This window comes from Pseudomonas extremaustralis, from assembly GCF_900102035.1.
Taxonomy (GTDB): Bacteria; Pseudomonadota; Gammaproteobacteria; order Pseudomonadales; family Pseudomonadaceae; genus Aquipseudomonas; species Aquipseudomonas extremaustralis.
In genome coordinates, this window is record NZ_LT629689.1 from 3,500,232 (window position 1) to 3,523,409 (window position 23,178).

At 59.3% G+C, this 23,178-nt stretch carries 17 protein-coding genes and 6 pseudogenes; 17 read left to right on the forward strand and 6 right to left on the reverse strand.

Features of this window, described 5'->3' with window-relative positions:
• Positions 1-8 precede the first annotated feature (8 nt).
• Positions 9-1,229 carry a sodium/glutamate symporter gene (gene gltS, locus BLR63_RS16070; protein WP_010563430.1) on the forward strand — a complete coding sequence of 407 codons (1,221 nt, stop codon included), beginning with the start codon at positions 9-11 and terminating at the stop codon, positions 1,227-1,229.
• Between the two features lie 99 nt (positions 1,230-1,328).
• On the opposite strand, the pseudogene BLR63_RS16075 reads toward gltS, so the two are convergent.
• Positions 1,329-2,261, reverse strand: a pseudogene (locus BLR63_RS16075) (AraC family transcriptional regulator ligand-binding domain-containing protein); the annotation flags it as partial.
• 241 nt (positions 2,262-2,502) lie between these two features.
• On the opposite strand from BLR63_RS16075, the gene phbB reads away from it, so the two are divergent.
• The 10 genes from phbB to BLR63_RS16125 all read left to right on the forward strand — a co-directional run bounded on the left by phbB (position 2,503) and on the right by BLR63_RS16125 (position 16,075).
• Complete coding sequence (gene phbB / locus BLR63_RS16080; RefSeq protein ID WP_010563428.1) at positions 2,503-3,258, forward strand: acetoacetyl-CoA reductase; 756 nt, start codon at positions 2,503-2,505, stop codon at positions 3,256-3,258.
• A gap of 36 nt (positions 3,259-3,294) precedes the next feature.
• Positions 3,295-4,473 carry an acetyl-CoA C-acetyltransferase gene (locus BLR63_RS16085; protein ID WP_010563427.1) on the forward strand — a complete coding sequence of 393 codons (1,179 nt, stop codon included), beginning with the start codon at positions 3,295-3,297 and terminating at the stop codon, positions 4,471-4,473.
• 140 nt (positions 4,474-4,613) lie between these two features.
• Positions 4,614-6,314 carry a class I poly(R)-hydroxyalkanoic acid synthase gene (phaC, locus tag BLR63_RS16090; RefSeq protein ID WP_042946539.1) on the forward strand — a complete coding sequence of 567 codons (1,701 nt, stop codon included), beginning with the start codon at positions 4,614-4,616 and terminating at the stop codon, positions 6,312-6,314.
• 26 nt (positions 6,315-6,340) lie between these two features.
• The gene (locus BLR63_RS16095; RefSeq protein ID WP_003464255.1) at positions 6,341-7,414 is read left to right on the forward strand and encodes an HlyD family secretion protein; all 1,074 of its coding nucleotides are present in this window, start codon (positions 6,341-6,343) and stop codon (positions 7,412-7,414) included.
• Positions 7,411-10,155, forward strand: a complete 2,745-nt coding sequence (rbbA, locus tag BLR63_RS16100; protein WP_010563425.1) for a ribosome-associated ATPase/putative transporter RbbA — start codon at positions 7,411-7,413, stop codon at positions 10,153-10,155. Before BLR63_RS16095 ends, rbbA begins: the two co-directional genes overlap by 4 nt.
• Position 10,156: 1 nt before the next feature.
• Positions 10,157-11,272, forward strand: coding sequence for an ABC transporter permease (locus tag BLR63_RS16105; RefSeq protein ID WP_003464260.1), 1,116 nt, complete (start codon positions 10,157-10,159; stop codon positions 11,270-11,272).
• A 65-nt stretch (positions 11,273-11,337) separates the two neighbouring features.
• Positions 11,338-12,789 (forward strand): TolC family outer membrane protein, encoded by a 1,452-nt coding sequence (locus tag BLR63_RS16110; protein WP_003464262.1) that lies wholly within the window; start codon positions 11,338-11,340, stop codon positions 12,787-12,789.
• Positions 12,786-13,001 (forward strand): YgdI/YgdR family lipoprotein, encoded by a 216-nt coding sequence (locus BLR63_RS16115; RefSeq protein WP_010563423.1) that lies wholly within the window; start codon positions 12,786-12,788, stop codon positions 12,999-13,001. Before BLR63_RS16110 ends, BLR63_RS16115 begins: the two co-directional genes overlap by 4 nt.
• Before the next feature lie 141 nt (positions 13,002-13,142).
• Complete coding sequence (gene arcD / locus BLR63_RS16120) at positions 13,143-14,570, forward strand: arginine-ornithine antiporter (protein WP_010563422.1); 1,428 nt, start codon at positions 13,143-13,145, stop codon at positions 14,568-14,570.
• A 131-nt stretch (positions 14,571-14,701) separates the two neighbouring features.
• Positions 14,702-16,075 carry an IS1182 family transposase gene (locus tag BLR63_RS16125; RefSeq protein WP_003458619.1) on the forward strand — a complete coding sequence of 458 codons (1,374 nt, stop codon included), beginning with the start codon at positions 14,702-14,704 and terminating at the stop codon, positions 16,073-16,075.
• A gap of 123 nt (positions 16,076-16,198) precedes the next feature.
• Here the strand turns inward: BLR63_RS16125 and BLR63_RS16130 are convergent.
• A pseudogene (locus BLR63_RS16130) lies at positions 16,199-16,756 on the reverse strand (IS21 family transposase); the annotation flags it as partial.
• A gap of 311 nt (positions 16,757-17,067) precedes the next feature.
• Here BLR63_RS16130 and BLR63_RS16135 point away from each other — a divergent pair.
• Positions 17,068-17,352, forward strand: coding sequence for a helix-turn-helix domain-containing protein (locus BLR63_RS16135; RefSeq protein WP_010567750.1), 285 nt, complete (start codon positions 17,068-17,070; stop codon positions 17,350-17,352).
• A gap of 81 nt (positions 17,353-17,433) precedes the next feature.
• Here BLR63_RS16135 and BLR63_RS16140 read toward each other — a convergent pair whose 3' ends face one another.
• From BLR63_RS16140 to BLR63_RS16150, 3 genes and pseudogenes are all read right to left on the reverse strand, one after another.
• Entirely contained in the window at positions 17,434-17,988 is a 555-nt protein-coding gene (locus tag BLR63_RS16140) for a DUF6088 family protein (RefSeq protein WP_231998079.1), read from the reverse strand.
• A 46-nt stretch (positions 17,989-18,034) separates the two neighbouring features.
• Positions 18,035-18,196: a hypothetical protein gene (locus tag BLR63_RS16145; protein ID WP_156791905.1), complete on the reverse strand. Its 162-nt coding sequence runs from the start codon at positions 18,194-18,196 to the stop codon at positions 18,035-18,037.
• 166 nt (positions 18,197-18,362) lie between these two features.
• Positions 18,363-18,728: pseudogene (locus BLR63_RS16150) on the reverse strand (group II intron reverse transcriptase/maturase); the annotation flags it as partial.
• A gap of 650 nt (positions 18,729-19,378) precedes the next feature.
• Between BLR63_RS16150 and BLR63_RS16160 the strand changes: the two are divergent.
• Positions 19,379-19,753: a hypothetical protein gene (locus BLR63_RS16160; protein WP_130926154.1), complete on the forward strand. Its 375-nt coding sequence runs from the start codon at positions 19,379-19,381 to the stop codon at positions 19,751-19,753.
• 109 nt (positions 19,754-19,862) lie between these two features.
• Here the strand turns inward: BLR63_RS16160 and BLR63_RS16165 are convergent.
• Positions 19,863-20,117, reverse strand: a pseudogene (locus tag BLR63_RS16165) (transposase); the annotation flags it as partial.
• Positions 20,118-20,322: 205 nt separating this feature from the next.
• On the opposite strand from BLR63_RS16165, the pseudogene BLR63_RS16170 reads away from it, so the two are divergent.
• The 4 genes and pseudogenes from BLR63_RS16170 to BLR63_RS16185 form a co-directional block, all read left to right on the forward strand.
• Positions 20,323-20,821, forward strand: a pseudogene (locus tag BLR63_RS16170) (transposase); the annotation flags it as partial.
• Positions 20,804-21,091 (forward strand): annotated as a pseudogene (locus BLR63_RS16175) (ATP-binding protein); the annotation flags it as partial. The pseudogenes BLR63_RS16170 and BLR63_RS16175, both read left to right, overlap by 18 nt.
• A 336-nt stretch (positions 21,092-21,427) precedes the next feature.
• Positions 21,428-22,444: a hypothetical protein gene (locus BLR63_RS16180; protein ID WP_010567757.1), complete on the forward strand. Its 1,017-nt coding sequence runs from the start codon at positions 21,428-21,430 to the stop codon at positions 22,442-22,444.
• Positions 22,445-22,528: 84 nt separating this feature from the next.
• The gene (locus BLR63_RS16185) at positions 22,529-23,074 is read left to right on the forward strand and encodes a hypothetical protein (RefSeq protein WP_010567758.1); all 546 of its coding nucleotides are present in this window, start codon (positions 22,529-22,531) and stop codon (positions 23,072-23,074) included.
• Positions 23,075-23,178: the final 104 nt, after the last annotated feature.

The following is a 23,178-nucleotide window of genomic DNA, read 5'->3' on the forward strand; positions in this document are numbered from 1 at the left end:
GACTCTTCATGCAGGACAATACCTTTCTCGTTGAGGGGCTGGTCAGTTTTACTCTGGCGATCATGCTGCTGTTCGCGGGCAAGAGGCTCGCACAGCGTTACGAACCACTAGGCCGCTACAGCATTCCAGAACCAGTGCTCGGTGGCTTCCTTTGTGCCGCTGTTACCGCCGTTCTGTTCTACATACTGGATATCGAAGTGGTCTTCGACCTGGAGGTACGCGATGTACTGCTGCTCTACTTCTTCGCAGGCATCGGGTTGAAGTCGGATATCCGCAACCTGGTCAAGGGTGGCCGCCCGCTGCTAATTCTGCTGGTACTCGCCAGCGTGTTCATCGTCTTGCAGAACCTGCTGAGTATGGGCGTGGCCAGCGGTTTCGGCCTGGATCCCAGAGCCGGCCTGATGCTCGGCTCGATCTCGCTCACCGGCGGCGTCGGTACCACCCTGGCCTGGGCACCGCTGTTCACCGAGCAATTGGGCATCGAAAATGCCATGGAGCTAGGTATTGCCAGTAACACAGTGGGGTTGATCGCAGCGTGCTGTATCGGCGGGCCGATCGCTAACTACCTGATACGCCGCCACGCCTTAACCCCCTCTCGCGATTCAGACCTGGAAGTTGGAGTACCAGCAACCTCGGCAGACATCTCCGCCCCCATCAGCCATTACGACATCCTGTGGGCCTGGATGTGGTTGAACATGACGCTGATGTTGGGCCACGGCTTCAACTTGCTGCTGCTCAACAGCGGAATCACCCTCCCCTCGTTTGTCAGTTGCCTGTTGGCCGGGATCGTCATTCGTAACCTGTTGCAAGCAGCCATCGGCGGTCAACGCATCAAGCACTGGAGCGGAGCCGGCCAAGGGTTGGCGCTGATATCCGATATCTGCCTGGGTATGTTTCTAGTCATGGCGCTGATGGGACTGCAGTTGTGGCAGTTAGGCGGTGTTCTGGTCTTCGTCGTCACAGCCCTGACATTGCAGATAACATTGACGATCCTCTATACCGTATTGCTGGTTTTCCGTTGTATGGGCCGCAACTACGAAGCCAGCGTGATAGCCGCCGGCTTCGGCGGCATCGCCCTGGGTTCAACTGCAACGGCCATCGTCAACATGACGGCAGTTACTCAGCGCTACGGAGCCGCGCACCAGGCGTTCATTATCGTTCCGCTGGTCTGCGGCTTCTTCATCGATATCGTCAATGCACTGATCATCAGCCTGATGAGCGGCATCTGAGACATCCTCATGGGGCGTACTCTGCTCGCCTTCGTCCAGCCGGTATCGACCCGGAGACCTCCCGAACCAGCGCAGGCAGGCCTTGTGGAAACTGCTCTGATCGTGGAACCCCAGGTACTCGGCCACCTGGGTCAGACTGTATGAGCTGCGGCACAGGTAATAATCGGCCGACTGCCGGCGAACATCACCGAGAATGTCCTTGAACTTCAGCCCTTCCTTTTCCAGGCCTCGCTGCAGGGTACGCTTGCTCATGCAAAGAGCCAGTCCGATCGACTCCATGTCGCATCCTTCCTGACCCAGGCGCTCGATTATCAGGCCACGCACGCGCCCCCCCAAGGAGACACCACCCAACTGCCCCAGACGAAACTCGGCGAAGCGCTTATGTAACAACGCAAGCGCCTCATTGGCCGTGCTCAACGGGCGCAACAATTCTTGCTGGTCGAACAGGACACTAGTGTGCTGGGCACCGAAACGTAACGAACACCCGAATAACTGCTGATATTCAGGGAGATTACCCGGCTCGTCATGGACAAAATCGAATTGCAGCGGTTGCGGCAGCCCTCCCCCCATCAGCCAACGGCAAAAACCCAACAGGGCAGCGGCACCGGCATCCTCAAACGCTCGATTTCTGGGACAGCCCTCTTCAGGATGCTCCAAACATGTCAAACGCAGACGCCCGCCTTGCTCAGGAGACAGTGCGAGAGTGACACCATTGCCAAGTAGCAAGTGAAAACGCACAAAATGCTCCAGAGCCTGTTTCAGGTTGGCACTGGACATCATCACGTAGCCCACCAACTGGAAACTGCCAGGTTTGAAATGCACGGCAGCCTTGAGGCCGAGATTCGGATTGTCCGAATCCAACTCGGCCAGCGCCATCAGTCGATAGGCGCTAGCGCGCGTGAAGAACGCATCCTCCTGTGCCAGCAAACACATATCGATTCCTGCCTCACGACACAAACGCACCGCATCCAGTCCCTCCGCCTGCAGCATAGCCACCAGCATCCCGACGTAACTGGAACTGATCCTGTACATAGCATCCCTCTGCGCCCGTTCCCAGCCGAAAGGCAAACGATTGATCGCCGTGAAATACGCATATTAGAGGCCCGCAAGGCATTCTTCCTGATCCAGATCAAGACCAGGCCGAACCACTGTCAAAACGCGACAGAATTGGCGCGCAAGGACAACCCAGCGTCACCCAGAAACATTGTTCCTGCCCGTGAAGCACCGGAAGCTTGACCAAAATATCAAGGCTTCGATTAAGGAGGCATGGTCAATGGCTACTTCGAGTAATTCGACACGTATAGCACTGGTCACCGGCGGCATGGGCGGCATCGGCACAGCGATCAGCCAGCGCCTGCACCAGGATGGTTTCACCGTAGTGGTGAGTTGCAGCCCCTACTCAAGCCGCAAAGCCTCTTGGATGGCGAAGCAATTAGAGGCTGGCTTCCACTTCCACTGCATCGACTGCGACATCACCGACTGGGACAGCACCCGCCAGGCTTTTGAGATGGTGCGCGAAAATGTCGGCCCGATTGATGTACTGGTCAACAATGCGGGGATCACCCGAGACGGTACGCTACGCAAGATGCCTCCCGAAAACTGGAAAGCAGTGATCGATACCAACCTCACCGGCCTGTTCAACACAACCCGTCAGGTCATCGAGAGCATGCTGACCAAGGGCTGGGGGCGTGTCATCAACATATCCTCGATCAATGGACAGCGGGGTCAGTTCGGCCAGACCAACTACTCTGCAGCCAAAGCCGGTATCCATGGTTTCAGCATGGCTTTGGCCCGAGAAGTGAGTGGCAAGGGCGTGACCGTCAATACGGTTTCCCCTGGCTATATCAAGACAGATATGACTGCGGCAATTCGCCCAGACATCCTTGAAGGCATGATTGCCGGAATCCCCGTCGGTCGCCTCGGCCAGCCTGAGGAAATTGCCTCGATCGTAGCCTGGCTAGCCTCTGATCAATCCGCCTATGCCACCGGCGCCGACTTCTCGGTGAACGGCGGCATGAATATGCAGTGATGCGCAATCGACTAGTCATAACATGAGGCATTCCAGATGATCGACGTCGTTATCGTCGCTGCAACCCGCACCGCCATCGGTAGCTTCCAAGGCAGCCTGGCCGAGATTCCGGCACCGGAACTCGGCGCCATCGTCATCCGGCGCCTGCTCGAGCAGACCGGCCTCGATGCTGCCCAGGTCGATGAAGTGATCCTCGGCCAGGTGCTCACTGCCGCGTCCGGACAGAACCCCGCACGCCAGGCTGTGATTCGCGCCGGCCTGCCCCACGTCGTTCCTGCGATGACCCTGAACAAGGTCTGCGGCTCGGGCCTCAAGGCCCTGCACCTGGCTGCCCAGGCTATCCGTTGCGGCGATGCCGAGGTGATCATTGCCGGCGGCATGGAGAACATGAGCCTGTCGCCCTACGTGCTGCCCAAAGCCCGCACCGGCCTGCGCATGGGCCATGCGCAGATGCTCGACAGCATGATCGTCGATGGCCTGTGGGATGCCTTCAACGATTACCACATGGGCATCACCGCCGAGAACCTGGTGGACAAGTACGGCATCAGCCGTGAAGCCCAGGACGCCTTTGCCGCCGCCTCGCAGCAGAAGGCCGTGGCCGCCATCGAAGCTGGTCGTTTCGACGCCGAGATAACCCCGGTGCTGATCCCGCAGCGCAAGGGCGATCCAATCGCCTTCGCCCGTGACGAGCAGCCGCGTGCCGGCACCACCGCCGAGTCGCTGGCCAAACTCAAGCCGGCGTTCAAGAAGGACGGCAGCGTTACCGCCGGCAATGCCTCCAGCCTCAACGATGGCGCCGCCGCCGTGCTGCTGATGAGCGCAGCCAAGGCCAAAGCGCTGGGCCTGTCGGTGCTGGCGAAAATCAGCGCCTATGCCAACGCAGGCGTCGATCCGGCGATCATGGGTATCGCCCCGGTCTCGGCCAGCCGCCACTGCCTGGACAAAGCCGGCTGGAGCCTGAACGAGCTAGACCTGATCGAAGCCAACGAAGCCTTCGCCGCCCAAGCACTGGCCGTTGGTCAGGAGCTGGGCTGGGATGCCGCCAAGGTCAACGTCAACGGCGGCGCCATCGCCCTGGGTCACCCGATCGGCGCCTCCGGCTGCCGCGTGCTGGTCAGCCTGCTGCACGAGATGATCCGCCGCGATGCCAAGAAAGGCCTGGCGACGCTGTGCATCGGCGGCGGCCAGGGCGTGGCGCTGGCCATTGAACGCTGACTAACGATTTCGCGGATCTATCGGGCGAGCTCCCCTGCACCCTCACCGCCTGGATGGCGGTGAGGGTATTCCCCCAAATGATCGCACCGTGCCCTTTGCCGGGCGCGGCCTTTTTTCATTTTCTTGGACAAACCATGAACATGAACAATTCACATTCTTTCGCTCACTACTGGTCAGGACAGGCGCCTTTCATCACCAGCTTCGCCCTACAGCAACTGCGCCTGTACGTAGCGCAAAACTCTTGGTTCAACGGGCATGACCAAAGCCAGTGGTTCAATGTCTCCCCCGAAGCGTTGGAACAATTGCAGGTTGACTACCAGCAACAATGGACAGCGCTTGGCCAGCAACTGCTGGCCCGTCAATCGTTCGACTTCGACGACCGGCGTTTCGCTAGTGGCAACTGGAGTGAACCGTTGTTCGGTTCCATGGCCGCCTTCTACCTGCTGAATTCCGGATTTCTGCTGAAATTGCTGGAGCTGCTCACCATCAAAGAAGAGAAGCCACGTCAGCGTCTGCGCTACCTGATCGAGCAGGCAATCGCCGCAAGCGCCCCGAGCAACTTCCTGCTGAGCAATCCCGATGCCCTGAAATGCCTGGTGGAAACCCAGGGGGCCAGCCTGCTCAGTGGTCTATTGCATCTGGCCGGAGACCTACAAGAAGGCAAGTTGCGTCAATGCGACCGAGGCGACTTCGAAGTTGGCGTGAATCTCGCCGTCACTCCCGGTGAGGTGGTGCTGGAAACTCCGCTGTTCCAGTTGATCCAATACCTGCCGCTCACCGATACACAGTACCAGAGGCCAATATTTATCGTCCCGCCGGCCATCAACAAGTACTACATCCTCGACCTCAGCCCGGAAAATTCTCTGGTTCGCCATCTGCTGGAACAGGGTCACCCGGTATTCCTGATGTCCTGGCGCAACTTCACCCAGAAACAGGCTGACATCACCTGGGAGCAGATCATCCAGGACGGAGTGATCAGCGCCCTACGCACTACCCGGGTCATCAGTGGCGAGCGTCATCTGAACTGCCTGGGCTTCTGCATCGGCGGCACCCTGCTGAGCTGCGCGTTGGCAGTGCTGGCTGCGAGGGGCGACCACGACATTGCCAGTCTGAGCCTGTTCGCCACCTTCCTCGACTACCTTGATACCGGGCCGATCAGTGTCTTTGTCGATGAGCAACTGGTGGCCTACCGCGAGCGCACCATCGGTGGCCATGGTGGTAAATGTGGCCTGTTCCGCGGAGAGGATATGGGCAACACCTTCTCCCTGCTGCGGCCCAACGAGCTGTGGTGGAACTACAACGTCGACAAGTACCTCAAGGGACAGAAACCACGCGCCCTAGATCTGCTGTTCTGGAACAACGACAGTACCAACCTACCTGGCCCCATGTACTGCTGGTATCTGCGCCACACCTACCTGCAGAACGACCTCAAGTCGGGCGAGCTGGAGCTGTGCGGGGTCAAGCTGGATCTGCGCTCCATAGAGGCGCCAGCCTACCTCCTCGGAACCCACGATGACCACATAGTCCCATGGCGCAGTGCCTATGCCAGCACGGCTCTTCTTGGGGGATCGAAACGCTTCGTCCTCGGATCTTCTGGCCACATCGCCGGAGTGATTAACCCACCAGCAAGCAACAAACGCCATTACTGGGTAAACGAGCACATCACGCCGATTGCTGACGACTGGCTACAAAGCGCTCAACAACACGCAGGTAGTTGGTGGGTCGATTGGTTCGCCTGGCTGGCCGGGCATGCCGGCGAGCTCCGGCCCGCCATCACGCGGATGGGCAATGCCGAATACCCTCCCCTAGAACAAGCGCCTGGGCGCTACGTGAAGCAATGACCGCCCGAAGTTTAGGAAAACCCTCGATGAAGCCACAACAGAAGAAAACCCTGATCCACACGGCCTCCGCCGTCGCCCTGGCCGCCGTGGCCGCACTGGTCTGGCTGGAACTGCGCCCGAGCGGCCTGGGTTCCGGTTTCGCCAGCGCCAATGGCCGGATCGAGGCAACCGAAGTGGACGTCGCCACGAAACTAGCTGGCCGTCTGCTGCAGATCGACGTCGACGAAGGCGATTTCGTCGCCGCCGGACAAGTACTCGCGCAAATGGACATCCAGGTGCTCACCGCCCAGTTGAGCCAGGCCCAGGCCCAGGTTCGCCAGGCGCAGAACGCCACCCGCACGGCCCATTCCCAAGTTTCCCTGCGCATCAGCGAGAAAGCCACCGCCGAAGCCGTTGTGCACCAGCGTCAGGCCGAGCTGACTGCGGCGCAGAAGCGCTACGCCCGTACCGAGACCCTGGTCAGACGCAATGCCTTGCCCCAGCAGAAACTCGACGATGACCTGGCCGCCCTGCAAAGCAGCCAGGCCGCACTCAGCGCCGCCCGTTCCCAGGTTCTGTCGAGCCAGGCCGCCATAGATGCTGCGCAATCGCAGGTGATCGAGGCCGAATCCAGCGTGGAGGCAGCCCAGGCCAGCGTCGAGCGGCTGCAAGCGGATATCGAGGACAGCCGGCTAAAGGCGCCCCGAAGTGGCCGTGTGCAGTATCGCGTCAGCCAGCCAGGCGAAGTCTTGGGTGCCGGCGGCAAGGTACTCAATCTGGTCGACCTCAACGACGTGTACATGAACGTCTTCCTGCCGGCGCAACAGGCTGGTCGAGTCGCCCTGGGCGCGGACGTGCGACTGATCCTGGATGCCGCACCGCAATATGTAATTCCAGCCAAGGTGACCTTCGTCGCCAGCGTCGCACAGTTCACCCCCAAGACAGTGGAAACCGCCAACGAACGGGAAAAACTGATGTTCCGGGTCAAGGCCCGAATCGATCCAGAACTGCTGCAAAAACACCTCGAACAGGTCAAGACCGGGGTTCCCGGCATGGCCTACCTGAAACTTGACGCCGCCGCCGAGTGGCCCGAAAGCCTGCACGTGCGAATCACACCATGACAGCGAACGACCCCAGCGTGGTGCAACTGATCGAGGTCAGCCTGCGCTACAACAAAACCTGCGCGGTGGACGCGGTCACCCTCGACATCCCCGCCAACCGCATGGTCGGCCTGATCGGCCCAGATGGCGTGGGCAAGTCCAGCCTGCTGGCCCTGATCGCCGGGGCGCGTAGGATGCAGGACGGCACGATACGGGTGCTCGACGGCGACATGGCCGATGCCGGCCACCGCCGCGACGTCTGCCCGCGCATCGCCTACATGCCCCAGGGCCTGGGCAAGAATCTCTACCCGACCCTGACCGTGTTCGAGAACCTCGACTTCTTCGGCCGCCTGTTCGGCCAGGATGAGCAGGAGCGCAGGGCGCGGATTGCCGACCTGACGCAAAGCACCGGCCTGGCGCCGTTTGTCGAACGCCCGGCGGGCAAGCTGTCCGGCGGCATGAAACAGAAGCTCGGCTTGTGCTGTGCGCTGATCCACGATCCGGATCTGTTGATCCTCGACGAACCCACCACCGGCGTCGACCCGCTGGCGCGCAACCAGTTCTGGGAATTGATCGAGCGCATTCGCAAGCGCCGCCCCGGCATGAGCGTGCTGGTCGCCACCGCCTACATGGACGAAGCCCAGCGTTTCGACTGGCTGGTGGCCATGGACGACGGCAAGGTGCTGGATATCGGAACCCCTGGCGAACTGCTCGAACGCACCGGCACCGACAATCTGGAAGAAGCCTTCATCGCCCTGTTGCCCGAAGCCAAGCGCAGCGGCCACCATACCCTAGTGATTCCACCGCGCCCGGCGGCCAGCGGCGAGAATGCGGTGGCCATCGAGGCGCACGGCCTGACCTGCCGCTTTGGTGATTTCGTCGCCGTCGATCATGTAGATTTCCGCATCGAGCGCGGGGAAATCTTCGGCTTCCTCGGCTCCAACGGCTGCGGCAAGTCGACCACCATGAAGATGCTCACCGGGCTGCAGCCGGCCAGCGAAGGCGAAGCCTTCCTGTTCGGCAAACCGGTCGACCCAAGGAACATCGACACCCGCCGCCGGGTCGGCTACATGTCCCAGGCGTTCTCGCTGTACAGCGAGTTGAGTGTGCTGCAGAACCTCGACCTGCATGCCCGGCTGTTCGAAATCCCGCCGCAACGGCGTCCCGCGCGCATTCAGGAAATGCTCGACAGGTTCGATCTTCAGGGAGTCGCCGAGCAGTTGCCGGAGGATCTGCCCCTGGGGGTGCGCCAGCGCCTGTCGCTGGCGGTGGCGGTGATTCACCAGCCGGAGATCCTGATCCTCGACGAGCCGACTTCCGGCGTCGACCCGGTAGCCCGCGACGGCTTCTGGGAGCTGTTGATCGACCTGTCGCGCAATGACGGCGTGACCATCTTCATCTCCACCCACTTCATGAACGAAGCGCTGCGCTGCGACCGCATGTCAATGATGCATGCCGGCCGAGTGCTGGACAGCGACACGCCTCAGGCACTGATGGACAAGCGCGGCCTGTCCACCCTGGAAGAAACCTTCATCGCCTACCTGCGCGATGCCACTGACGACAACGACACACCGACAGACACTTCGCAGGCGGCCCTGGAGGAGACGGCATTCGCCCAGACCAACGCAGTGAAATCACGTTTCAGCCCTAGGCGTCTGTACAGCTACGCCCAGCGCGAAGCCATGGAACTGCGCCGCGATCCTGTTCGCGCCACCCTGGCCTTGATCGGTACGGTTCTGCTGATGTTCATCATGGGCTACGGCATCAACCTGGATGTCGAGGACCTGAGCTACGCGGTGCTCGATCGCGACCAGACCACCACCAGCGCCGCCTATGCCGAGACCCTTACCGGCTCGCGCTATTTCCAGGAAAAACCGCCACTGCGCGACTACGACGAACTCGAACGGCGCATGCGCCAGGGCGATATCAGCCTGGCCGTGGAGATTCCGCCAGGCTTCGGTCGCGAGCTCAAGCGCGGTGACACACCACAGATCGGCTTCTGGGTCGACGGCGCCATGCCAACCCGCGCTAACACGGTCAAGGGATACGTACAGGGCATTCACCAGAGCTACCTGCAAGATCTCGCCGAACAGGCTCCGCAGGGCGCAGCAGGCACAGCGTTCGATGTCGCCCTGCGCTACCGATACAACCCCGATGTGCAAAGCCTGCAAGCCATGGTGCCAGCGGTGATCCCGATTTTGTTGATGATGATTCCGGCAATGCTCACCGCCTTGGGCGTGGTGCGTGAAAAGGAACTGGGTTCGATCACCAACTTCTACGTCACACCGGTGACCCGCCTGGAATTCCTGATCGGCAAGCAGTTGCCTTATATCGCCTTGGGCATGGCCAACTTTTTCATGCTGGTGGCATTCTCGGTCTGGGTCTTCGACGTGCCAATCAAGGGCAGCATGCTGACCCTGACACTCGGCGCACTGCTCTACGTGACCTGCGCCACCGGTCTCGGCCTACTGATCTCCTCGGTGCTCAACAGCCAGATCGCTGCAATCTTCGGCACCGCCATTGCCACTCTGGTGCCGGCCACGCAATTCTCCGGTCTGATCTACCCGGTATCGGCCTTGGAAGGCGCCAGCGCCTTGATCGGCAACCTCTACCCGACCAGCCATTTCCTGATCATCAGCCGTGGCGTGTTCTCCAAGGCGCTGGGCCTGGCCGAACTCTACCCCTACTTCATTCCCTTGCTGATCACCATCCCCACACTGACCCTGCTCAGCGTCGCCGGCCTGAAGAAGCAGGAGCAATAAGATGCGCAAACTGAACAACATCCTGCAGTTGGGCATCAAGGAACTGCGCAGCCTGTATCGCGATCCTGCCCTGTTGCTGCTGATCCTCTACGCCTTCACCCTGAGCATTTACTCCCAAGCCAACAGTGTGCCGGAGTCGCCGCACCGGGCCAGCATTGGCGTGCTCGACGAGGATCGCTCGCAACTGTCGACGCGCATCGTCGGCGGCTTCCAGTTGCCCTACTTCATCAAGCCCGCGGCCATCGACCTGGAAACCATGGACAGCGGCATGGACGCCGGGCGCTATACCTTCACCCTGAACATCCCGCCGCAGTTCCAGCAAGATCTGCTAGCCGGACGCCAGCCAACCATCCAGCTCAATGTCGATGCCACACAAGTCAGCCAAGCGTTCACGGGGGCTGGACATATCCAGCAGATCATTAATGACGAGGTCGGCGAGTTCCTCAGGCGCTTTCGTGGCGCCAACGCGGTACCCGTCGAAGCGGTGGTACGCATGCAGTACAACCCCAACCTGGTGCAATCCTGGTTCGGCTCCGTCAACGCAATCGTCAGCCAGATCACCATGCTATCGATCATCCTCACCGGCGCCGCACTGATCCGCGAACGCGAACACGGCACCATCGAGCACCTGCTGGTGATGCCCGTCACGCCGTTCGAGATCATGTCGGCCAAGGTCTGGTCGATGGGCCTAGTGGTGCTGGCCGCCACCGCCCTGTCCATGCGCATCATCATCGAGGGCTGGCTGGCCGTCCCCATTCCCGGCTCCGTGCTGTTGTTCCTCGGCGGTGTCGCCCTGCACCTGTTCGCCACCACCTCGATGGGCATTTTCTTCGGCACCGTGGCCCGCTCGATGCCACAGCTGGGCCTACTGATCATTCTCGTGCTGTTGCCTCTGCAGATTCTTTCCGGCGGCATGACCCCGCGCGAAAGCATGCCGGAAGTCGTACAGAACGTCATGCTGGCGGCACCCACCACGCACTTCGTCGAGCTAGCCCAAGCCATTCTCTTCCGTGGCGCCGGCCCGGCTGTCGTCTGGCCGCAAATGCTGGCCCTAGGCGCCATCGGTAGCGTGTTTTTCATCGGTGCCTTGTCGCGGCTGCGCAAATCCCTGCATTGAGAAGACCATCCACGCGGTGCCATTCGAATAGACATGCAAGACAGACCAAATAAGGAAACTAATACGTGGAGATAACCACAACCGCTAGGTTGGCCCTGGTGACAGCCATCTGCCTGGGCATCCCAGCACAGGGCTGGGCAACCTCCCTACCCACCCCGGCCAAAACCGACCTGGTCACCGTGTACAAACAAGCAGCGAAGAACAACGCCGATATCGCTGCCGCTCGCGCCGACTACCAGGCGCGTCGCGAAGTGGTGCCGCAGGCGCGTGCCGGGCTGCTGCCCAACCTGTCGGCGGGGGCCAATTATGGCGATACCCGCACCGAGCTCGATTCGCCGAGTAACACCCTGTCGCGCAGCGGTCTGGTGTATCAGGCCAACCTGAGCCAGCCACTGTTCCGTGCCGATCGATGGTTCCAGCTGCAGGCTGCCGAAGCGACCAGCGAACAGGCAGCGCTGGAGCTGTCGGCGACCGAGCAGAGCCTGATTCTGCAGAGCGCCGAAACCTATTTCGCCGTGCTGCGCGCGCAGGATACCCTGGCGTCGACCCGTGCCGAAGAGGCAGCGTTCAAGCGCCAGCTGGATCAGGCCAACGAGCGTTTCGATGTTGGTCTCTCCGACAAAACCGACGTGCTCGAGGCACAGGCCGGTTTCGATACCGCCCGGGCTAACCGCATTCTCGCCGAGCGCACTGTGGATGACGCCTTCGAGGCCTTGGTGGCGCTGACCAATCGCAGCTACACGGCAGTCGAAGGTATTGTGCATACGCTGCCGGTATTGGCGCCGACGCCGAACGACGCCAAGTCCTGGGTCGATACCGCCGCTGCGCAGAACCTCAATCTGCAAGCCAGCTTCTTCGCGGTCGATGCTGCCGAGGAAAACCTGCGCCAGCGCAAGGCCGGCCATGCGCCGACCCTGGATGCCGTGGCCAGCTATCAGAAGGGCGACAATGACAGCCTGGGCTTTACCAACTCTGCTGCGTCACCCACTACATACGGTGGCGATGTTTCGCAGCGCTCCATCGGCCTGCAACTGAATATCCCGCTGTACAGCGGCGGCCTGACCAGCTCGCAGGTGCGTGAGGCCTATCAGCGCCTGGGGCAGACCGAGCAGTTGCGCGAAAGCTTGCGCCGCCAGGTGGTGCAGAACACCCGTAACCTGTTCCGTGCGGTGAATACCGACGTGGAGACCGTGCAGGCGCGCCGCCAGTCGATCATCTCCAACCAGAGCGCGCTGGAAGCCACCGAGATCGGCTACCAGGTCGGTACCCGCAATATCGTCGATGTGCTCGATGCCCAGCGTCAGCTGTACAGCGCGGTGCGCAACTACAACGACGCGCGCTATGACTACATCCTCAACAACCTGCGCCTGAAGCAGGCCGCCGGCACCCTCAGTCCGGCTGACCTGGAAGCGCTGGACAGCTTCCTCAAGCCTGACTACAACCCGGACAAAGACTTCCTACCGGAAGAAACATTAGAAGCCAACTTTACTGACGACAACTTAGGAGCATCATCATGAAAAAAATCTGCCTTGTACTTTCCGCTCTGACTCTCAGCCTGCTTGCTGGCTGTTCTACCCCCTCGCTGATCGTGCTCAACAGCGGTCAGGAAATCCAGACACTAGACGAACCCAAATACGATGCAAAAAGTGGTTTCTACGAATTTAAGCAACCTGACGGGAAACCCCAACGTATAAATAAAGATCAGGTGAATACCATCAGGACGCTCTGATTCAGCAATGACAGCGGTTTCGTGATACCACCTTCAAACTTTCTAACCCCATTTATCACGACTGCATTGAACTTGTTAAACATTAGGAAAACTCCGAAAGAGTCTGCCCGGTAGTTATTACTAGACCAAGGAGGTCTCGCTATGTCTGACTCGACTCAAAAACTGCGCCTCGGCGCGTTGATCGCTCTGGTTGTTGGTTCAATGGTTGGCGGCGGGATCTTCTCCCTGCCGCAGAATATCGCCGCCAGTGCCAGTGCCGGCGCCACCCTTATTGGCTGGCTGATCACCGGTGTCGGCATGCTCACCCTGGCTTTCGTCTTCCAGACCCTGGCCAACCGCAAACCCGACCTCAATGGCGGGGTGTATGCCTACGCTAAGGCCGGCTTCGGCGACTACATGGGTTTCTCCTCGGCTTGGGGTTACTGGATCAGCGCCTGGATCGGCAACGTCAGCTACATGGTGTTGCTGTTCTCCACCCTCGGCTACTTCTTTCCGGTATTCGGCGAGGGCAACACCCTGCCGGCGATCATCTGCGCCTCTATCGTGCTCTGGCTGCTGCACTTTCTGGTGCTGCGCGGGATCAGGGAAGCGGCCTTCATTAATACCATCACCACCATCGCCAAGATGCTGCCGCTGGCGCTGTTCATCGTCATCGCCGCCGTCGCCTTCAAGATGGACGTGTTCACCTCGGACTTCTGGGGCAGCGGCAACAGCGAACTGGGCAGCGTGATGGATCAGGTGCGCAACATGATGCTGGTCACCGTCTGGGTGTTCATCGGTATCGAGGGTGCGAGCATCTTCTCCGCCCGCGCCGAGAAACGCAGCGATGTCGGCAAGGCCACCGTCATCGGCTTCATCGGCGTGCTCCTGCTATTAGTGCTGGTCAACATCCTCAGTCAGGGCATCCTCGCCCAGGCCGAACTGGCCGGACTGAAAAACCCGTCGATGGCTGCCGTGCTGGAACAGGTAGTCGGCCCCTGGGGGGCGCAACTGATCTCCATCGGCCTGATCATCTCGCTGGCCGGGGCGCTGCTGTCGTGGACACTACTGTGCGCCGAGATTCTCTTCGCCAGCGCCAGTGACCACACCATGCCGGAGTTCCTGCGCAAGGAGAACGCCAACCAGGTCCCGGCTAACGCGCTGTGGCTGTCCAACGGGCTGATCCAGCTGTTTCTGATCATCACCCTGTTCAGCGAGTCCACCTACCTCAGCCTGCTGTATCTGGCCACCTCGATGATTCTGGTGCCGTACTTCTGGTCGAGTGCCTACGCCGTGCTGCTGGCCTTGCGCGGCGAGACCTACGAAAACGCCGCCGGCGAACGCAACAAGGATCTGCTGATCGCGCTGATCTCCACGCTGTATGCGGTGTGGCTGGTGTACGCCGCCGGCGTGCAGTACCTGCTGCTCTCCGCGCTGCTCTATGCCCCTGGCGCAATCCTGTTCGCCAAGGCCAAGCGCGAGCTGGGCCAACCGGTGTTCACGGGCGTCGAGAAGCTGATCTTCATCGCCGTACTGATCGGCGCCGGCATTGCCGCATTCGGCCTGTATGACGGTTTCCTGAGTTTGTAAAAGTGCCGCCCCGGACCTTCCGGGGCCACGTTCCACGAGAAGGAGTTTGACATGTCCAAGAAAGCCCTAGCAGCCTGTCGGACTTTTCCCCTCGCCGGTAGAATTGCGCATCGCTCCTGGAACCTGACTGTATGAGCCGCTTTCGACCGATAAACCGCGAAATCGACTACTTGCTCCCGCCGTCGGTGCAGGACTGGCTGCCCGAGTCACATTTGGCGCGCTACGTGGTGGAGGTCGTAGAGGGCCTGGATCTGTCGAAGCTGGAGAGCGTCTATGCGGGCCGTGGCAGCGCTGCCTACCATCCGGCTATGTTGCTGTCGTTGCTGATCTACGGCTATGCCACGGGTGCGTATTCAAGCCGCAAGATCGAGCGAGCCAGCTATGACTCCCTGGCGTTCCGGTTTATCGCCTGCGACCAGCACCCGGATCACGACACCCTGGCCAGCTTCCGCCGTCGCCACGGAGAGCAGTTCGCCGCGACCTTTGTGCAGGTACTGCAAATCGCGCGCGAGAACCAAGTCTCGCGTTTTGGCACGGTCAGTCTGGACGGCACCAAGATCCACGCCAATGCCTCGCGGCACAGCGCCCTGTCCTATGCTCACGCCGAGAAGATCGAGGCCCAGCTAAAGGCCGAGGTCCAGGAGATGCTCAAGCTGGCAGAAGCGGCCGATCAGAGCGACCTCCCCGACGGGGTCAGTCTGCCCGACGAGATCAAGCGGCGCGAAGACCGCCTGGCCGCCATAGCAGAAGCCAAGACCAAGATCGAAGCGCGGGCCAAGGAACGCCTCGAGCGCGAGCAGGCCGAGTATCAAGCCAAGCTGGACAAGCGCGAGGCCAAGGAAAAGGCCAACGGCAAGAAGCCTGGAGGCAAACCGCCGAAGCCGCCGCAGGTGGGCCCGCGCCCGGACGACCAGATCAACCTGACCGACGAAGAGTCGCGCATCATGAAGGTGGCTGGTGGCGGCTTCGAGCAGTGCTACAACGCCCAAGCGCTGGTCGATAGCGAATCCATGTTGGTCATGGCGCCGCATGTGACCCAGGCGGGCAACGACAAGGAACAGGTCGTACCGATGCTGGCCAAGCTTCAAGCGCTTCCCGAGGAGCTGAACCAGCCGGAGAAATTCCTGGCCGATAGCGGCTACTTCAGCGAGAAGAATGTCGAAGCCTGCGAGGCCGCCAGGATCGAGCCCCTGATTGCCGTGGGCCGCGACGCCCACCATCGGCACTGGCGCGAGCGTTTCGAAGAGCCGGCAGCGTCATCGGAGCCGACCAGTCCGGTCGACAAAATGAAGCACCGACTCAAGACCAAGGCCGGGCGCGCGGCCTATGGGCAGCGCAAGCAGACGGTGGAACCGGTATTCGGAATCATCAAGTCGGTGATGGGCTTCCGTCAGTTCCTGCTGCGCGGTCTGGCGAATGTCCAGAACGAATGGACCCTGGTGTGCCTGGCGTGGAACTTGAAACGCATGGCCACGTTGCGCCCGCATTCCGTTCAAAATGCGTGAACAGAGGCTGAATCCGCTCGAATTCAGGAAATTCAGGGCAACAACCGGTTAAAAACGCTCAAATAGTGGGCAATTCGCTTTGTCTTTGTCGCGCTCTGTCCATTTATGAATTCAAGTCCGACAGGCTGCTAGCCAGTCCGGCAGCTGCTGCGACCAGGTGGCTTCGGCGAAGGTGTAGCTGGACGCGCCGAGCACCGCGACGAACACCTGCGCCTGGCGGATCTCGCCGCTGTGGCGATCGATAACCGGCACCGTCTGGCCGGCATAGTCGACGAACAGCTTCTCGCCGACGCGGTGCTCCTGACGCATCACCACGTCCAGCTTGCCCTGCCAGGCCCGGTAGTGCTCACAGAACCAGCTGTACTGAAAGCCCTGCGGCTGGCTCAGGCGGTACTCCTGCCAGAGCAGCGCCAGGGTCACCCCGGGGCGGCGCAGTTCGGCATGCACCCATGCCCAATCGGGTAAAGGCCGCTTCTCGCTGGCAACCGCCGGGGCCGGCGGGAACAGTTGCTGCTCCAACTCGGCATCGGACAACGAACAGGGCCAACTGAGACCACTGGCGGCAAAACGATTGAGGTAGTCGCCGACGGTGACACGACCGACCTGCACGCTGACCGCAATCTGGCGAGCTGATAGTCCGACCTCGAACTTGAGACGTAGTACTTCGCGAATCTTACGCATGGATAAACGCTCCACGACGACCTCTCTGCTTCGAAAAAGAGGTCGATGGTAGTGAAGAAATCCTGCGTAGCTGCCTGCCCGGTTGAGTGGCCGGATGGCCGTGGAATCAGTGGCCGGATGCGCGTGGAATGGGTGGCCGGATCAGCGTGGAATCGGTGGTCAGATGCTCATGGAATGGGTGGCCAGATGACCGTGGAATCCGCACCGGTACGTCATGAACATAGCAATCCCCTCAAAAATATTAACAATAGTTAATGGTTATCTGAGGTTCAAGGCGGCTTCATCATCTCTTTTGCGGGGAAGAAAAAGAGATGGAGCTGAAGCGCGCATTTGGCATCGCACTAAGAGACTCGAGAAAAGCTCGCCATCTCAAGCAAGAAGACTTCGGGGGCGTCAGCAGCCAAACGTACTTGAGCCAGTTGGAGGCCGGCGCAAAGGGACCTACCCTTGAAAAGACGCATGACCTTGCCTCTGTAATGGGCGTCCACCCATTGACGATCCTGGCACGCTGCTACCTTCTAATGGATGACACGCTCACGCTGGATCAACTGTTTGAGCGCGTGCGTGCAGAGATTGTCGGAAATTCACACAGTTGAGCGACTGGACGACAGAGAAAGGGGCCTTGAGGTTCTTCCAGAATGGGGTACAGGCCACTCCGGCTTCACTTGCGCAATTGACTACTCAAAGATTTCGCGCATCCATTTGGGTATATGACTTGCCATTAGCAGCTTCAGTTCTGCTGGCGTGAGCTGTTTCAGGATGGAGGAGCCAACTCCTGGACTGGTTGCCTCCTCCTTGCCCATGTAGAAGAGGGCAGTAATTACCAGCCCAACCTTCGTCCCCACATGCTGCAGATTCCTCATGGGCATATGGACAAGGCGAACTGTCGCTTGACCGATCTGAATGACACGACTCGGCCCACTAGTGTAATAAATCGGTGTCACCTGCATCTGCGTACTCAGCCCAAGCCTCCTCACTGCTTCAGCACCATGGAACTGGAGCTTGTGGCCGTTATCCTTGGCAAGCACACGTGCCACGGCTTCAGGGGATGCTCTTACTCGCCCCACGAGGCGTGAAGTCTTGGGACGCATATAGACACCCCGATACACCCTCTCCAACTCGCCAGACTCAACCATCCTAGCAATGGCTTTTTCAACACTTCCTCGCGCTGTCGCTCCGAGTATGACGAATCGCTTGAGGGTAAATGGGCACCCTTTCGGATAGCGCTTCACGCGCCTCCTAACCGACCCCGCAATGGTAATCCCAGTCCCCATACGTTCACCCAATCAACATGCGGAGGGCTTTCCAGGCATTGATCAGCGCATCATTCAGCTGGGCTTGCTGATTCTCTGCATGGATCAGATAGGCCAGCGTGGATGTCAGAAAATCGAGCGTGTCCTCGATGCTTTCCAGCAGCTCCAAGCATTGACTGTGAGTCATACCCTGCGATTCCGCACTCGGAAATAACATGACAATACCTCATGCAATCCTCAAGAAGCGTGCGTAATTGCATCGCACTTGACCAGTACGCGCCGAAAAGGTGCACGCAGTGACCATAGCCAAGGGAAATTGGCGGCCATGAGGATTACAATTTCGCAGCCAAGACGGGCTTGGGAATTTCGACGGCGCGTACACCTTGCGGGTGATACTCGTCGGCCAGCAACCGAGCCTTGAGGGTTGGCCAATACTGTTTCACGTAGCCCGCCAATTCGTCGACCGTCATGCCATCGGCACCCGGCGCGCCCTTGTTGCTGACCACGCGGTGATACGCACGCTTGAGGTTGGCCGGTGCAAGCACCCGCTCCATCAGCGTGTCCGGCTCCGCTTTCGTCCACGCCACAGACGCCATCGATGCCTGTGCACTGCCAGCCGTCATCCGCGGATTCTGTCCGGAACTAAGGGTCACAGTTCTCCCTCGGAGAAATTTCTGCTTTTCGACATTCGATGAGACTCTGACGCCTACTGGCGGCATAACCTGTTCGGCCCTTGGTGACGCGGTCATTCGTCACTTACTACGGCTTCGGCTGACTTCTGCACGTTCATCCCTTCGCCTCACGACGCTCGGTAGCCCAGTGGCAAACGTGCAGATCTCCCAGGGTAATTCGCGCGACCTTCCTGCTTATGCCTGTCGGATTTACGCCGTAGTGCTCCGTGCAAGTATTGGGCTTTGGCTGTCATTGCGACCTCACCCCACTACGACGCCTCTATCCGCTTCCTATACGTCAGGCCAGCATTTTGCCTCGGGCATCCTTCAGATTCGCGGTCACCCGCGACACCCTTGCCTCTGGCTAACACTTCCCCTTGCCGGGTGTGTAGAGGACTTTCACCTCCAAGTCACCAGCGAGGCCACCACAGCCAAGCTGGTTGCGCTTGCGCGCAACGCGCCATGCCTGGCGCACAATGACAAAGGCGGCCTCAAAGAGACCGCCTCAAACCATGTTTCGTCACCGGTAAAAACACCCGGGAGAGGAAGCTCATGGGCAGCCTGCACAGCATACCACTGACCGAGGCCGTACGGCGACGAGGTAGGCCTACGCCTACCGTTTCAATTCAAGTGCTCGACCAACTCGCCTGGCCAAGCCGGCACCCCTGGAGCAGCTCCATAGCGTGGTGCGCCCGCCGTTGATCATTAAGCAGCAGGGGGATGATCTAATGCTGTGGGGCGGCTGGGGCACGGTGGCCGGTTACGAACCACCTGGAGTGAATGCAGTTGAGATCCGCTGCAACCGCGGCAGCGGCAGATGCCTGGAGGCCTATGCCTCAATCCTCCACCACGACGAAGGGGAAGACCTGGAAGCCCAGGTGTTCAACTACGAGGTGGTGGAGTGGACGGAGCAGATTCTGCATGCCACCGGCGTGATGCCCCATGCCGACTGCGTGACGCTCAGCCTGGTGGTGGCGCTGCCGGATGGCTCCGCTTCCCTGGAGCTGTTGCCGAAAGGCGATGACTGCGAATTCGAAGCCAGCGCCACCATGTTGGTGGGTAACCCGCTTTAGCCCTGACAGGAAGCAGCCACCTTGAAAATCACCGTTGACAGGAGGCTCGGCGGATCAAAAAACGACCAATTATTATTGCTTTAATAATTCCAAATAATTTCAACAATCGCTGTCTTATGCGTCGGCTGGACTGGATGCGATTGATGTAACCGTGGATGTAGATCTTCAACAACACTGCGGGGTGATAGGACGGCCGCCCGGTTACAGCAGGGACCACCCCGTCGAACTCCAGGGTCGCCAGGTCGAGTTGTTCGACGAAGGCCTCAACCACCCGGATTGGGTTCTCTTCGGCGACGAAGTCATCCAGGCACTCTGGCAGCAAACTAACTTGTGTCCGGCTCGCCTCTTCGATGAATCGCTTCATTCGTCGCCCCAGCTGACGTTCCTTCAGCAACTCTAGGCGAGACTGGTGTTATCACACAGCCTGGGCTGTTACCTGCCAGTCGCAAATGGCCGAAGTCGACCCGGAGCAGGTGGTAGTCACCGGCAGAAATCGGCCCAGGCTGTGTAAAAACGTTGGCATCGACCTTGCTATGACTTGATGGATTCGAAATTAGCGGGGGACGCCAGTGAAGCGTTTTATCCAGGGAGAGCATCGAGGCCAAAGCGCGCTGCTTCCCGAGAGTCTGGATGACTATGTGGCGGACACCAACCCGGTGCGGGTGGTCGATGTTTTCGTCGATGAACTCGACCTTGGTCAACTGGGTTTCGACGGTGTCGTCCCGGCTGAAACCGGCAGACCGGCCTACCATCCTGCCGACCTCCTGAAGATCTACATCTACGGTTACCTCAATCGCATCCAGTCCAGTCGCCGTCTTGAACGCGAGGCTCAGCGCAACGTTGAGTTGATGTGGCTGATCGGACGTTTGATGCCGGACTTCAAGACCATCGCTAACTTCCGCAAGGATAACGGCAAGGCAATCCGCGGCGTCTGTAGGCAGTTCGTGGTGCTGTGCCAGCAGCTTGGCCTGTTCTCTGAAGCGCTTGTGGCCATCGATGGCAGCAAGTTCAAGGCGGTCAACAACCGCGACCGCAACTTCACCAGTGCCAAGCTTCAGCGGCGGTGCCCTGCTGTTTCACCTGCTGTCCAAGCTGTACGAGCACACCAGCGTCGTGATCACGACCAACCTGAACTTCGCAGAATGGTCGCGCGTGTTCGGCGACGCCAAGATGACCACTGCCCTGCTGGATCGGCTTACGCACCACTGCCACATCGTCGAAACGGGCAACGAGTCCTACCGCCTGCAACACAGCAGCTTGGCGGCTCAGGCAAAGATCAAGTCACGGGAACGAAAACGCAAGGACGATCAGAAGCCGGTGGACGACGAACCGTTTTGATTTTAGGGAAAGGATGGCCTGCTGCATGACGACATGTGGCAGGTCAACAGTCGCTGTTTTGGATGATCGAAAGGAAGGGATTCAAAAGCAGCTCCGTTGCTAAACTTATCCACAATTGCTGATGCTGAAATCAGCAATCCGCCCTGGGTCAAATTTCAATCGGCAGGGTGGGTCAATTTTCCATCAGCGCCAACAGCAAAGGGACTTTTTCAACAGAATCGGCCAGAAGCAGCCAGTCTGAAGTACCGAAACTGGATGCGCCAAAGCGGTAGACGGAAGTGATATGGTCGAAAACCGCGAAGAACGTGGCGCATAGCGTCGGCTACAGGAGAGCATATGGGACGCGAGCAATCCAGCAGTGACGATGCAGCTGAGCCTACCTCCACCGCTCCGCCTTCATTTTCAGTACAGGCTCGGGGATTTGTCGAGGCCGAAACGGCGACCCGACTTGCGACCCTCGTAGGCGAGATCATTCGAGCGCTTGGGAGGCACATAGGACTCCAGACGCTAGACGGAGTGACTGTTGCTTTTGACTACGATCAGGCACTTCTGGAACTCGATAGAGGCTATGACTCGCCCCACCAGTTGCAAGCTACCAAATCCCACGTATATGGCGTAGCCATGACGCCTTCGGTGATCCGTGAAGGTGAGCTGAAGTCACATATACTTGTGCGAGCGCCTATTTTGCTGCCTTTGCTTGATGACGCAGACGAGGAAGGCATCCGCATCGCCGTCCATGTACTCGCTCACGAATGCGGTCATGTGGAGGTTACGAAGCAGTTCGACCGATGCTTTCCCAATGTGATTTTGCAACGTCAGTTACCACTGCTCGATACCCTACGCTGGAACACCATTTTTGCCGTGTGGGATGAGTATGCGGTGACCTGGATTGCGGCCCCTTTTGGCGCCGATCAAACTGATGGATACAACCAGACTTTCCTTGCCGACCTCCAGACTCTGGATGACCGTAACAACGAGCTGATCCGCGCCTATCGCATCCACGGGAATGTTGAGCAAATTTTGTCAGAGATCTATCGTAGTTGTGGAAATCTCCTGAAGTTCGGCGGCTACTGCATAGGGAATTTGCGAGGCAGAGACATCCACTGGCGGGAGCGCGATGATTTGACCTCCGTAATAGTGGGCCACTGGTTTGAGCCATTTTTCCAAAGTCTCAGCGAGGCGTGCAGCGGGCTTGCCGACAGGTATGGTGAATGGACAGACATGGACGCCTTTTTATCCATCAGCAGCATTTTAGACGAGCTCGTTTGCCGAGCGGGATTGAATGTGACTGCGCAACCTGATGGAGGCGCTTATGTCGATATACCCTTTACCATTCAAACGATGCCTGAATAACCACGCTGACGATTAGGTGACGCATTGCCTCGGAAATTGTAGGTTAATCGACCCAAACGGCCTCTATCAGACGAAGGATTAAACATGGCGGACGATGACAAAGAAAGCTCGGAGCTTCCAGGTGCAGGCGAGCCTGCACGCAAGCCCAGCGGCACGGCAAACCTGCTTCACAACTACACCAATTACATGGCCATAGAAGAGGAGTACGACGCCGACGTGGCATCTGGTCTTCTGCGAAAGTCATTGGAGCGAAAAGGTGTGGAGCAGAGCCAGGAGGGCGTCAAAAGCTGGGCTGCGATCAGTAAAGCGATGGTCACGAGCGACGTAGATGTTGGCCAAGAATTCACGGACGCGAAGGCAAAAACTGACGCTCTCGTGGATAGAATGTTCACCTCCACGGTCAAGCAGGCTTCGAGTGAACCTGAGCTAAGCAGTTCGCTTGACGCTCGAAGCACGCCTGGTGGCGACACGGAAGAAGCTCATATGGATGATGACTTCGATGATGAAGAGGTTGAGGTCGAAGACGACGAGCTTGATACGCTCCAAGAGATCTTCGGCACTGACGATGAGGACGATGCGTCCGAGCAAGCCTACGATCACATTCTCAAAATGATGGAGAAGGTCGACTGAGCGCCGTGCCGAAGAGGGACAAATTTATTTGCTGCTGACCGGCTGCTTCTGGCCCAGGCTGTGTAAAAACGTTGGCATCGACCTTGCTATGATTTGTCCGCCAG